Source organism: Nonomuraea sp. NPDC003201 (genome assembly GCF_053590415.1).
Window position 1 is genome coordinate 1 of the sequence record NZ_JBSFTC010000316.1, and the last position, 11,869, is coordinate 11,869.

Genomic DNA, 11,869 nt, shown 5'->3' on the forward strand with positions numbered 1-11,869 from the left:
GGCCAGCCGCACCGTGCCCGCGCCGCGCGAGCGCAGCAGCGCCACCTCCATGCGGCGGTGGTCGGCGAGCAGGCGGGCGGTGAGCATCAGCGCGTACGCGGCCAGCAACAGCAGCTGCAGCACCGGGATCAGCATCGTGGAGCGCGCCACCAGGGACGCGGTGTCGAGCTGGGTCAGGATCTCGGGCAGGCGGCTGGCGGCCACGCAGCTGCCGCAGCCGGCCGCCTTGAGCCGCTCGCCCAGCCGGTCGATCGCTCCGGCCAGCGGGCGCAGCTGGGCGGGGGTGAGCGTGCGCAGGTCGGGTACGGCGGTCCAGGTCGCGTTCACGCTCGTGGCGAAGCGGGCGACGAACGTCTCGCGCGGCACCATCAGCGGCCCGTACGTGGTGAACTCGCCGCGCTCCACACCCCGGCTGAGCAGCTGCTCACCCGCCCACCGCTCGCCGAACGGGTCGTTGAGCTGGAACACGCCCACGACGCGGACCGTGACCGGCCGGGGGTCGAGGCGGCCCTTCGTGGTGAACTCCTGCCCCGCCTTGAGCCCGGTCGCCGAGGCCGCCGACAGCGAGATCGCGGCCTCCACCCCGTCCCCGCCGGCGCGCGGCCAGGAGCCGGAGACGAGCCTGGCGTGCTGGTCGAGCCCGTCGTAACTGCCGAACCTGAGCAGCTCGGGCCGCTCCTGGGCGTCCTGGCCCGGCATGACGTAGGAGTCGGAGCGGAAGCTGGTGGTGACGGCGGGCGGCCGTGCGTAGGCCTTGGCGAACTCGGCGCGTACCGACCGGTCGAACTTCGGGAACGTCTCGGCCGTCACGGGGGCGCTGACGGTGGCGGCGGTCTGGCGGTACGAGGCCGTCTCCATCGTCCTGCGGACACCGGCGTCCGCGATGGAGGAGGCGTACATGGTCAGCGCGACCAGCGTGGTCGTGGCCAGGAGGATCGAGCCGAAGGCGGCCAGGAGGAGCAGCGGCTCGCTGAGCGCACGTTTGACGACCAACGGCCCCCGCATGTGTCCCCCTTCGCCCGTTTTAGTGCACCTTCGGGCAGGTTCGGGCAGCGGGGCAAGGCGATCTTTGGAACGGTGACGCACCCGATACGGGCGTGTGATATCGAAACTGTGACAAAAAGGTGCGAAAACGAGAACGCCGCACCCCCCGGAGGGAGTGCGGCGTTTCCTGTGCCAGGCGTTCTGCCTGGCGGCCGGCCTACTTGGCGGCGGCCAGCGCCGCGGCCTGCTTGGCGATCGCGGACTTGCGGTTGGCAGCCTGGTTCTTGTGGATGACGCCCTTGCTGACGGCCTTGTCGAGCTGGCGGGCAGCGACCCGCTGCAGCACGGCGGCCTGCTCGGTGTCGCCCTGCTCGGCGGCCTCGCGGAACTTGCGGACGGCCGTCTTCAGAGAGGACTTGACCGCCTTGTTGCGCAGGCGAGCCTTCTCGTTCTGCTTGTTGCGCTTGATCTGGGACTTGATGTTCGCCACGAAGAAGCCTCGGTGAAAGTCTGAGTGATGGATGGGGCGCGCGGGCTCGAGAGAGGGCGCGCCACACGCAGTTGAACAGGATACCAATAACTCAGGTTGGCTCTCAAATCAACGCGTACTTGAGCATCGGCGTTTCGGATGCTCGGCGCTCGCTCGGCGCGGAAACCTACTTTAGCCGATCATCCACCGTGTGGCGTACTCGTGCCAGTCCTCCTCCGTGGCGGCGAAGTCCACGTAGAGGGCCAGGCCGAAGCGCTCGCGGCGGCCGTGCTCCGACAGCGCGAGCCGGGCGCCCTCGGCGGCCATGGCGACGCTCTCGGCGTTGTCGAGCCAGGGCACGCCGTGGTCGTGGTAGGCCGGGGCAGGACCGGGACACCTACGTGACCGCCTGGTACAACAACACCCGCAAGCAGTCCGGCATCAACGTGCGGGTCGGCGGCCGCTTCCTGGACACGCCCGGCGACGCGCCGATGTAGAGGGCCTTGTCGGCGGGCACCAGGTCCAGGGCCAGCCCGGCCTGGCGGGCCACGTGGCCGCCGTAGAGGGACTGCAGGGGGGTGAAGGAGTCGTACGTCATGACGGCGACCTGGTCCACGCGGTCCACGACCTGCTTGAAGTAGCCCTGGGACCAGTACTTGTCGTGCGACAGCAGGGCCCTGGCGGTCAGGCGCAGGCCCGGGTACGGCTCGATCTGCGGGGTGGAGGTGGACAGCAGGCCGGTGTGCCGGCGGGTGCGTTCCAGCAGCTCCAGGAACTCGGTGTCGCCGTCGCCGATCGGCTCGAAGTTGTAGTGGATGCCGTCGTAGCCCTGTTTCATGATGGCGGCGACGCCGGACAGGACGTTCTCGCGGGACTTGGGGTCGTCGAGGTCGAGGCCGTTCTTGACGGACTGGCCGAGCCAGGCGGAGATGCGGACCGCGGGGAGGCGCTCGCGTAACCACTTCACGAAATTTCCGGCGTTGGGGTATTTGTCTGGGCTTAAGGTGCCGTCCCAGTTGAAAGGGCCGGAGTGGACGTACACGTCCTTGATCCCCGTGGCGCGCAGCCGTACCGCCAACTGCTCGACGTCGCGCTCCGTGCGGCGGCCGTCCACCCACGCGTGGCCCAGCCAGAGCGCGTCGTTGCCCGTGCTCTTCGCCCAGGCCGCCGGTGCACCGGTAAACTGGAGGCGGAGCGCGGCGGCGAGGAGGCCGACCAGCGCGACTACGACGGCCAAGGCAAGCGTGAGCAGGCGCAGGCCGCGGCGGATGACGGTTCGGGCAGTCACCCGGGCATGTCACCATGAAAGACTGCTTGACCTCAACCCTGTCGAAACGGACTTCGGTGCGCACTCAGCCTGGCCAGACCGACCCCGCGTTGATCCGCAACTTCTGCATCATCGCGCACATCGACCATGGCAAGTCAACCCTTGCCGACCGGATGCTGCAGATCACCGGCGTGGTCGACGATCGCTCCATGCGCGCTCAATACCTCGACAGGATGGACATCGAGCGCGAACGGGGCATCACGATCAAGTCGCAGGCCGTGCGGCTGCCGTGGGACGGTCACGTGCTCAACATGATCGACACGCCCGGCCACGTCGACTTCACCTATGAGGTGTCCAGGTCGCTGCAGGCGTGCGAGGGCGCGATCCTGCTGGTCGACGCGGCCCAGGGCATCGAGGCGCAGACGCTGGCCAACCTCTACCTGGCCATGAACGCCGACCTGCACATCATCCCCGTCCTCAACAAGATCGACCTGCCGGCGGCGCAGCCGGAGAAGTTCGCCGAGGAGCTGGCGGGGCTGATCGGCTGCGACCCGTCCGACGTGCTCCGGGTGTCCGGCAAGACCGGCGAGGGCGTGCGCGAGCTGCTCGATCACGTGGTCCGGGAGATCCCCGCCCCTGTGGGCAACGCCGACGCGGCGGCCCGGGCGCTGATCTTCGACTCCGTCTACGACACCTACCGCGGCGTCGTCACGTACGTGCGGGTCGTGGACGGCCACCTGAGCAAGCGCGAGCGCATCCTCATGATGTCCACCGCCGCCACCCACGAGACGCTCGAGATCGGCGTCATCTCGCCCGAGCCCAAGGTCTCCGAGCGGGGGCTGGGCGTCGGCGAGGTGGGCTACCTGATCACCGGCGTCAAGGACGTGCGCCAGTCGCGCGTGGGTGACACGGTCACCTCGGCGGCCAAGTCGGCCCAGGAGATGCTGGCGGGTTACGAGCATCCCAAGCCGATGGTGTTCTCGGGGCTCTACCCGATCGACGGCGACGAATACCCCGAGCTGCGCGAGGCCCTCGACAAGCTGCAGCTCAACGACGCGGCGCTGGTCTACGAGCCGGAGACGTCGGCGGCGCTCGGGTTCGGGTTCCGGGTCGGGTTCCTGGGGCTGCTGCACATGGAGATCGTGCGGGAGCGGCTGGAGCGCGAGTTCGGCCTGTCGCTGATCTCCACGGCGCCCAACGTCGTCTACCGCGTGGTCATGGAGGACGGCAAGGAGCTCACCGTCACCAACCCGTCGGAGTTCCCCACGGGCGGGAAGATCGCGCAGGTCTACGAGCCGGTCACCAAGTCGACGATCCTGGCGCCGTCCGAGTTCATCGGGGCGATCATGGAGATCTGCCAGGGGCGGCGCGGCCAGCTCCTCGGCATGGACTACCTGTCCGAGGACCGGGTCGAGATCCGCTACACGCTGCCGCTGGGCGAGATCATCTTCGACTTCTTCGACCAGCTCAAGTCGCGCACCCGCGGCTACGCCTCGCTCGACTACGAGCCCGCCGGCGAGCAGGAGGCCGACCTGGTCAAGGTGGACATCCTGCTGCAGGGTGAGCCGGTCGACGCGTTCAGCGCCATCGTCCACAAGGACAAGGCCTACACGTACGGCGTCGACATGGCGAAGAAGCTGCGCGAGCTGATCCCCAGGCAGCAGTTCGAGGTGCCGATCCAGGCCGCCATCGGGGCCCGGGTCATCGCCCGCGAGAACATCCGCGCCATCCGCAAGGACGTCCTGGCCAAGTGCTACGGCGGTGACATCTCCCGTAAGCGGAAGCTGCTGGAGAAGCAGAAGGAAGGCAAGAAGCGGATGAAGATGGTCGGCCGCGTGGAGGTGCCCCAGGAGGCCTTCGTCGCCGCGCTGTCCACCGAGTCGTCCACCGACAAGAAGAAGTAGGGCTTTCGGGGGCGACTACCCTGAAACCATGGAAGTGGTGCAAACCGCGCGCATGGTCCTTTCTCGGGTCACGCTCGACGATCTGACCGCTGTCCATGAGCTTCACTCCGACCCCCGTACCAACGTGTACAACCCCGGGGGCCCCAGCATCGACCTGGTGTCCAGCCGCGCCATGCTGGACCTGTGGCTCGCCGACTGGGCCGAGCGCGGCATAGGCTACTGGGCCGCGCGGGCGATCGGCGGGCCGGAGGTGCTCGGGTTCGGGGGGCTGCGCCGCGCGATCGTCGGCGGGGACGAGGTGCTGAACCTTTACTACCGGTTCCGGCCGTCCGCCTGGGGTCACGGGTACGCGGGGGAGCTCGTGGAGGCGGCGCTGCGGGTCGGCAAGGGGCTCGGGACCGTCGTCGCGGTCATCCGGCCCGACAACCTGGCGTCGCTGAAGGTGGCGGAGCGGGCGGGCATGCGCAGGGACCGGACGATCCCGTACGGGGGCGTCGAGAGCGTCGTGTACGTGGCCTGAGCGCCCTACCCGCGGTTGCGGACCACGTACCCCACCAGCACCAGAGCGCCCGCGACGGCCTGAGCCGCCAGGAAGCCGCCCAGCGGGCCCGGCGGGGACAGCAGCGCGGCAACGGCGGGCAGGCACCCGAGCACGGCCAGGTCCACCCCGGTGAGCGCCCAGCGCAGCGGTCCGGTCGGGATCGCGCCGCCCGGGGTGTCGATGATCGGCATGGAGTGGTCGACCGGACTCCTCCTGGCCATCCGCAGCGCGGCCGCGGCCAGCGCGGGTGCCGCCAGTGGCCCGAACAGCCACCACGCCCCTGGCAGCGCGCCGCCGGCGCTCAGGGCGGCCAGCCCCAGGGTCGCCCACGCGCCGCTCAGCAGCATGGGCAGCACCGCGCGGGCCGCGAGCGCCTGGCGGCGGTCAACGCCGAGCAGCCTGGACAGGGCCGGATTGTCGCCGTCCCTGCGCGCCCCCGACACGCTCACCGCCGCCACGGCCAGCGAACCCGCCAGCACGGCCGCCCCGAGCGTCACCGGAGCGCCGCCCGCCTGCGCCAGCACGGCGGGCAACGCGGACATCGCGAACAGGGCCCCCAGCCGACCCGGCCTGCGGCCCACCCGGCGCCAGTCGTGCCAGGCCAGCGCGAGGGGTGCGGGCAGCGCCGGCCACCGCCGCGAGCTGAGCTTCCTGGCCCGCCAGTGGTTGTCCTCCGCTATCCAGGTGAGCGCGTCGGGGTCGAGGCCGACGGCCGCGTTCGCGACGTGTCCCGCCCGGGTCGAGGCGGTGACGAGGGTACGGGTGGGGATGCGGTCGAGTGACGTCCACGCGTGGCGTACCAGCAGGGCGGAGGAGGCCGCCGCGACCGCCGCGGCGACGGCCACCGCCGACAAGGGAGCGCTCGCGGCGACGGCGAGCACCGTGCGCAGCTGCCCGGTGACGGTCACGACGGCGGCCACCAGCAGCGCGACCGTCGCGGACGTCACCCAGACCTGCCACGACTGGGACGCCTGACCGAGCACCGCCAGGGCCATCCCGCCCGCGGTCGCCGAGACGCCCAGCACCATGGCGCCGAGCAGGCGCCACACGAGCTGGTCGGGGGCGCCCAGCACGGCGACCAGCCCCAGCCCGAGCAGCAGCCCGGCCGCCACCGCCGCCGTGAACAGCACCCGGGCGGTCCGTCCGAGCAGGTGCCGCCGGCTCAGCGGCGAGGGCAGCAGCCAGGAGGCGTCGGCGGCGGACAGCATCACGGGTCCCGCCGCGCGGGCCGCGGCCAGGAAACCGGCCAGCGCCAGCGCGAGCAGGGCCGCTCCCGCGCTCACGCGAGCGGGATCGGCGGCTCCGGCCAGCCCTTGGAGCACGGTGGTGAGCGGGTGGCCGAGCACGGCGGCGAGCATCGCCAGCCCGAACCCGGCGACGTACCGATCGAGCAGGCCACCGCGGGCCGGGCCACGCGAGCGGAGATACGCCCGCACCACCCGCACACTGCCCGCGTCCACCCCAGGCGCTACGTCGGCTCCGCTCATGCGTCCACCCCTGACGGTGAGACCTGCCGGGCGCGCCCGGCCAGGCCGTGATCATGCGTGGCCATCACCACGGTGCCTCCCTCGCCCGCGTACTCCTCGAGCAGATCGGCCAGCCGGGCGCGGAAACCGGCGTCCAGGCCGCGTTCCGGCTCGTCGAGCAGCAGCAACGTGCTCGGCCTGAGCAGCGCGGAGGCCAGGGAGAGGCGTTGGCGCTGCCCGGTGGACAGGTTGAGCGGCGGCGCGTCCGCCCGCTCCACCAGCGCGAACACCTCCAGCGCCGCCTCCACCTCCATGCGGGCCTCGGCGTGCACGGCTCCCATGAGCTCCAGGTGCTCGCGGGCGGTGAGCCCCGGATACCAGGCGGGCTCGTCGCCGAGCATCGCCACCCGGCGCCAGAAGGCGGCGTCGTCGGCCGGCGGCTCCCCGAACACCCTGACCTCGCCGGAGGTCGCGGGCTGGAGCCCCGCAAGGCAGCGCAGCAGGGTCGACTTGCCGCTCCCGTTCGGGCCGACGACCGCCACGATCTCGCCCGGTGACACGGTCAGCTCCATGTCTCGCAGCACGGGGTTGCCGCCGAGTTCGACCGTGAGGCCGTGAACGCTGATGATCGAGTCGTACACGGATCCGAGCCTAGCCAGCCGATCGCACAGGCGATCGCGACGATTTTCTGTCGGTGCCATCGCCTACCTTCTATTCCGAACACCAGTGCGACTGGAGGGTGACGTGATTGCTTCTGAGCGATTCGAGCGTGCCGCCGTGTTGGGGGTGGCTGTGGCTGAGGAGGCTCGACGGCTGCTGAGGCTCCACCTGGTTTCGGGAGAGGAGGGAGGCGACGGCACCGTGCTCGTCGACGTGCCCTATCCCGACGCGGTCGTGGTGGCGGCGCTGCTCGACGTGGCTGCGGAGTGTTTCGGCGAACGGGGCGACTCGGTCGAGGAGACCCGGCAGGCGGCGTTGGAGACGTTGTTACAACTGGCCGGGTTCGACGGCGAGTCCCAGCTCAGGCGCGCCTGACCGGCCGGGTTCACTGCGGGCGCGCCACCCCGTGCCGGAAGGCGTAGGAGACCGCCTGGGCGCGGTCCCGCAGGCCCGCCTTGGCGAAGAGGTTGTTGATGTGGGTCTTGACGGTGGCCTCCGAGATGTAGAGGCGGCCGGCGATCTCGGTGTTCGAGAGGCCGTCGGCGATGAGAGCCAGCACCTCGCCCTCGCGCGGGGTCAGCCCGTCGGGGAGGCCGTCACGGACGACTCCAGGAGGAGGAGGGATGGTTCCGGTTGTGGCCGGGGTCTGCCTCGTGGGCGCCGACATGGTGTCCAGGAGGCGGCGCTGGACGGTGGGGTCGAGTTGGGCGTCGCCGCGCTTCACCGTGGCGACGGCCCTGGCGATGTCGTCGGCGTCCGCGTCCTTGGTGAGGAAGCCGCGCGCGCCCGCTCGCAGCGCCGCGAAGACGGACTCGTCGTCGGAGTACGTGGTGAGCACCACGACCTGGGTGTCCGGAAACCCGGCACGGATGCGGCCGGTGGCCTCCACGCCGTCCATGCGCGGCATGCGCAGGTCCATGAGCACCACATCCGGCCGCCGTTCCTCGACCAGCCGCAGCGCCGCCTCGCCGTCGCCGGCCGAGCCGACCACCTCGATGTCCGGCAGCAGCCCGAGCAGCAGCACCAGGCCCTCGCGCACCACGGCCTGGTCGTCCACCACGATGACCCTGGTCATCCGGGCACCCCCGGTCATGCCGGCACCTTCAGGCGCACCTGGAAGCCGCCGTCGTGTTCGCCTGCCGACAGCGTCCCGCCGAGCAGCTCGGCCCGTTCGCGCATGCCCACGAGGCCGTAGCCGCCCCCGGGCGAGCCCTTCTCGGCGGAGGCCGGGTTGGTGACGCGCAGCTCGCACCAGAGCCGGTCGAAGTCGAGCTCGACCGTGGCCGGGCTGCCGGGGGCATGGCGGCGTACGTTCGTGAGAGCTTCCTGGGCGGTGCGCACCAGGGCGAGCTCCGTCTCCGGCGACAGGCGGTGCTCGGGGCCGGAGACGCGCAGCGTGCAGGCCTGGTGGGCGGCGCTCTCGAAGTCGTCCGCCAGCGTGCGCAGCGCCACGGGGAGCGCGGGCGGGTCCTCGCGCAGCGCCTGCACCGCGCGCCTGGCCTCATCGAGCCCCGACTTGGCCAGGTCGCGGGCCCGGGTGACCCGGTCGAGCGCTTCGACCGTGCGCTCCGCGCGCAGCAGCAACTTGGCGCCCTCCAGGTGGACGAGTTGGGCCGAGAGGGAGTGAGCGAGGATGTCGTGGATCTCCCTGGCGATCCTGGCCCGTTCCGCGAGCACGGCCTCTCGCGCCTCGGCGGCCCTGGTGGCCTTCCGCTGTCTGGCCGCGTACGAGATCAGGAAGATCAGGCAGGTGCTGAGGATGAGGGGAAGGTCCCGGGCCGGGTTGTCGGCGATCACACCCGCCACGACCAGACCCCCGACGGCCAGCAGGCCGATGGGCAGCGCCTGACGCAGGGTGAAGCGGGTGACGGCCAGGCTGACGGAGATGAGCAGAGCCCCGATCGCGGCGCCGCCGTCGGTCAGGGTGCTGAGGGCGATGGAGAGGACCACGGCCATGGCGAGGGCGATCAGCGCGACAGGCACCCCGAAAACCCGCAAGGCCCGCAAATCCCCCAACCCTGACCTCGCGCCCAACCCCGGCCCCGCCTCCAACCCCGGCCCCGCCTCCAACCCTGACCCAGCCTCCGCCTCTGCCTCTGCCCCCGCCAGGCCACCACCCGGCATCCGCAGCCTGCTCCACGCAGGCGGCCCCGACGGCATCGGGCCGCCGGGCGTTGGTGACCCCGAGGACGTCGGGCTGCCGGATGCTGCTGGCCCTGATGGTGCCGGGCTGCCGGGTGCCGGCGACCCCGACGGCATCGGGCCGTCGGGTGCTGTTGGCCTCGATGGTGGCGAGCTGCCGGGTACTGCTGGCCCTGACGGCGTCGGACTGCTTGGCGCTGGGGGTTCTGGCTTCGGTCTGTTGCCCAGCGCGGGTGATGTGGACTGCGGTAGGTCGCTTGGCGCTGGGGCTTCCGGTTGTGGTCGGTTGCCCGGTGCCGGCGCTCCTGGGTCCGTCGGGTTGTCTGGTGCGGACGGCTCTGGTGGGCTGCCCGGCACTGGCGCTGGCGCTTCTGGCTGCGATGGGCTGGCCGGCGCTGACGGCTGCGTCGGTGAGCCTCCTGCCCGCTGGACCTCCCGTTGGCCTTCAGACCGGACCTCCCGCTGGCCCTCGGGCCGCGCCTCCTGTCGGGCCTCCTGTCGGGCCTCCTGTCGGGCCTCCTGTCGGGCCGCCCGTGAGACCTCCCGGTGGGTCTCCAGCGGGACCTCCCGCCGGGCTTCCGTCAGGGCCCCCCATGGGTCTTCCCGTGAGGCTTCTGGCTGGGTCTCCGGGGGGCCCTCCCACCGGTCCTCCTGCGGGGCCTCCGACGCGATTTCCCGCGGGCCCTCCTGCCGGGCCCCCGTCGGGACTTCCCCCGGGACCTTCCGTTGGGCGTCCGTCGGGACCTCCTGTCGGGACCCCCGTGGGGCCTCTCGCTGGGTCTCCAGGAGGACCTCCCGCCGGGATCCTCGTGAGACTTTCCTTGGGGCCTCTCGGTGGGTGCGGCGTTCGCGTAGTGACAGGAACAGGGTGGTGAGCAGGGTGAGGCCCAGTCCGGCGGTCAGGAGGGTGACCGCCAGTCCGATGCCGGTCAGGCCCGGCGCGGGGGTTGCTCCCATCTGGGCCGCGATCAGCAGCGCGATCACCCCGAGCTGCAGCGCGAGGGCGATTCCGTACGGCGCACGCATCACCCCACGACGGTATCCGGTCGCCTGTCCATGCTCGAAAGCGCACGCCCCCTACGGGCGACGACGTACGACTGGGCGCCGATGGTGAGGCCGATGAACAGCAGGATCCCGCCGCTGGAGAGGTCGAGGCCGAGGGCGCCTCCGGCGAAGTACAGGCCGACGCGGATGGCGACCGAGGCCAGCCACACCAGCATGGTCCAGGCCGTGGCCTTCGACCAGGAGACGCCGGAGTCGTCCAGCCACACCCGTACGGTCGTCCCCCGCCACACGCCCAGGACGACGGCGACGACGGCCCCCACCAGGGCCAGACCGAGGCTGAGTGCGAGGTGCCGGGGATCGATGACCCCGCCTGATGCGATGCCGACGATGACCATGAAGGCGGCGGTGTAGAGGATGCCCCGCTTGGCGGTGGGACGGGTCTGCATCTGGCGGTAGACCACGAACACCACGGCGAGGGGGGCGAGGAGAGAGATCAGTATGGGTTCCACGGGTTTGACCGTAGGGATCGGCAAGGCGTACCGGATCGGCCCGAGGGTTGAGTGCGCGGATCTCCACCCTGGGGTGGAGATCGAGGTGAGAGGTAATCGGGTCGCTGGGGGAGCAGGCTCTCGGTTACCGTCCAAGCATGGGCGTTATCTCCGTAAATGTGGGCCAATCGGTCGAGGCTGAGTGGGCGGGGAAGCTGGGGCGTACGGCGATCGACAAGCGGGCGGTCACGCACCGGGTGGCCGTACTGGACAACGGGCTCGCGGGTGACGAGCGGGCCGACAAGAAGCACCACGGCTCGCCCGGCCAAGCCGTCTACTCGTACGCAAGAGAGGACTACGACTGGTGGGAAGGGGAGCTCGGGCGGGAGCTGCGTAACGGGCAGTTCGGCGAGAACCTCACCACGTCCGGGCTCGATGTCACAGGGGCTGTGATCGGCGAGCGGTGGCGGGTGGGCAGCGCCTTGCTGGAGGTGAGCGGGCCCCGGATCCCGTGCGTGGTGTTCCGCAACTGGATGGACGAGCCGGGGTGGGTCAAGCGATTCACGGCGGCGGGGCGGCCCGGGGCCTACCTGCGGGTGGTCTCACTCGGGGAGCTTGGCGTCGGGGACGATGTGGAGGTCGTCTCGCGGCCCGAGGTCGGGGTGACGGTGGGGGACTGGTTCCGGGCTCGGCACGGGGATGAGGAGGCGCTGCGCCGCATCCTGGCCGTTCCCGGGCACGACGCCGAGTGGGACCGCATGGCCGAGCGCCTTTTCAGCGGCCAACGATCTTAGGCCGCCCACCCGCCCGTCCCACCCGCCCGTCCCACCCGCCCGTCCCACCCGCCCGTCCGGCTGGCCGCTGACGAACTCCGTGCGGCCTTGGCGCGCATGGGGATCCCCGGCGACGTCCACGAAGGGCGCGGCCTCGCGCTGGTGTCGGT

At 71.3% G+C, this 11,869-nt stretch carries 13 protein-coding genes; 4 read left to right on the plus strand and 9 right to left on the minus strand.

Going from position 1 to position 11,869, the window contains the following annotated elements; genetic code table 11:
• The 4 genes from ACWDX9_RS51590 to ACWDX9_RS51605 all read right to left on the minus strand — a co-directional run.
• On the minus strand, positions 1-1,005 hold a 1,005-nt coding region (locus ACWDX9_RS51590; RefSeq protein WP_449969051.1), incomplete at its 3' end, for a hypothetical protein.
• A 196-nt stretch (positions 1,006-1,201) separates the two neighbouring features.
• Positions 1,202-1,474, minus strand: a complete 273-nt coding sequence (gene rpsT, locus ACWDX9_RS51595) for a 30S ribosomal protein S20 (RefSeq protein ID WP_449969053.1) — start codon at positions 1,472-1,474, stop codon at positions 1,202-1,204.
• A gap of 171 nt (positions 1,475-1,645) precedes the next feature.
• Positions 1,646-1,813 carry a hypothetical protein gene (locus ACWDX9_RS51600; protein WP_449969056.1) on the minus strand — a complete coding sequence of 56 codons (168 nt, stop codon included), beginning with the start codon at positions 1,811-1,813 and terminating at the stop codon, positions 1,646-1,648.
• A 37-nt stretch (positions 1,814-1,850) separates the two neighbouring features.
• On the minus strand, positions 1,851-2,741 hold the full coding sequence (locus tag ACWDX9_RS51605) for a hypothetical protein (protein ID WP_449969059.1): 891 nt from the start codon (positions 2,739-2,741) through the stop codon (positions 1,851-1,853).
• A gap of 56 nt (positions 2,742-2,797) precedes the next feature.
• Between ACWDX9_RS51605 and lepA the strand changes: the two genes are divergently transcribed.
• Together lepA and ACWDX9_RS51615 are read left to right on the plus strand one after the other, a co-directional pair.
• The gene (gene lepA, locus ACWDX9_RS51610) at positions 2,798-4,624 is read left to right on the plus strand and encodes a translation elongation factor 4 (RefSeq protein ID WP_449969061.1); all 1,827 of its coding nucleotides are present in this window, start codon (positions 2,798-2,800) and stop codon (positions 4,622-4,624) included.
• Between the two features lie 28 nt (positions 4,625-4,652).
• Positions 4,653-5,144 carry a GNAT family N-acetyltransferase gene (locus tag ACWDX9_RS51615; protein ID WP_449969064.1) on the plus strand — a complete coding sequence of 164 codons (492 nt, stop codon included), beginning with the start codon at positions 4,653-4,655 and terminating at the stop codon, positions 5,142-5,144.
• Positions 5,145-5,149: 5 nt separating this feature from the next.
• Here ACWDX9_RS51615 and ACWDX9_RS51620 read toward each other — a convergent pair whose 3' ends face one another.
• Together ACWDX9_RS51620 and ccmA are read right to left on the minus strand one after the other, a co-directional pair.
• Positions 5,150-6,652 carry a DUF6297 family protein gene (locus tag ACWDX9_RS51620; RefSeq protein ID WP_449969067.1) on the minus strand — a complete coding sequence of 501 codons (1,503 nt, stop codon included), beginning with the start codon at positions 6,650-6,652 and terminating at the stop codon, positions 5,150-5,152.
• The gene (ccmA, locus tag ACWDX9_RS51625) at positions 6,649-7,272 is read right to left on the minus strand and encodes a heme ABC exporter ATP-binding protein CcmA (protein WP_449969069.1); all 624 of its coding nucleotides are present in this window, start codon (positions 7,270-7,272) and stop codon (positions 6,649-6,651) included. Before ccmA ends, ACWDX9_RS51620 begins: the two co-directional genes overlap by 4 nt.
• 145 nt (positions 7,273-7,417) lie before the next feature.
• Here ccmA and ACWDX9_RS51630 point away from each other — a divergent pair, with 145 nt between their 5' ends.
• On the plus strand, positions 7,418-7,666 hold the full coding sequence (locus ACWDX9_RS51630) for a hypothetical protein (protein ID WP_355201822.1): 249 nt from the start codon (positions 7,418-7,420) through the stop codon (positions 7,664-7,666).
• A gap of 10 nt (positions 7,667-7,676) precedes the next feature.
• Here the strand turns inward: ACWDX9_RS51630 and ACWDX9_RS51635 are convergent, their stop codons facing one another.
• The 3 genes from ACWDX9_RS51635 to ACWDX9_RS51645 form a co-directional block, all read right to left on the minus strand.
• Complete coding sequence (locus tag ACWDX9_RS51635; RefSeq protein ID WP_449969072.1) at positions 7,677-8,384, minus strand: response regulator transcription factor; 708 nt, start codon at positions 8,382-8,384, stop codon at positions 7,677-7,679.
• Positions 8,381-9,274: a sensor histidine kinase gene (locus ACWDX9_RS51640; protein ID WP_449969074.1), complete on the minus strand. Its 894-nt coding sequence runs from the start codon at positions 9,272-9,274 to the stop codon at positions 8,381-8,383. Before ACWDX9_RS51640 ends, ACWDX9_RS51635 begins: the two co-directional genes overlap by 4 nt.
• Positions 9,275-10,458: 1,184 nt before the next feature.
• Complete coding sequence (locus tag ACWDX9_RS51645) at positions 10,459-10,947, minus strand: hypothetical protein (RefSeq protein ID WP_449969077.1); 489 nt, start codon at positions 10,945-10,947, stop codon at positions 10,459-10,461.
• Positions 10,948-11,084: 137 nt separating this feature from the next.
• Here ACWDX9_RS51645 and ACWDX9_RS51650 point away from each other — a divergent pair, with 137 nt between their 5' ends.
• Entirely contained in the window at positions 11,085-11,720 is a 636-nt protein-coding gene (locus ACWDX9_RS51650; protein WP_449969080.1) for an MOSC domain-containing protein, read from the plus strand.
• Positions 11,721-11,869 lie beyond the last annotated feature (149 nt).

Coding starts and splice junctions, on each gene's coding strand:
- ACWDX9_RS51620 (WP_449969067.1), bottom strand. CDS start 6,652: ATGAGCGGAGCCGACGTAGCGCCTGGGGTGGACGCGGGCAGTGTGCGG.
- ACWDX9_RS51635 (WP_449969072.1), bottom strand. CDS start 8,384: ATGACCGGGGGTGCCCGGATGACCAGGGTCATCGTGGTGGACGACCAG.
- ACWDX9_RS51650 (WP_449969080.1), top strand. CDS start 11,085: ATGGGCGTTATCTCCGTAAATGTGGGCCAATCGGTCGAGGCTGAGTGG.
- ACWDX9_RS51615 (WP_449969064.1), top strand. CDS start 4,653: ATGGAAGTGGTGCAAACCGCGCGCATGGTCCTTTCTCGGGTCACGCTC.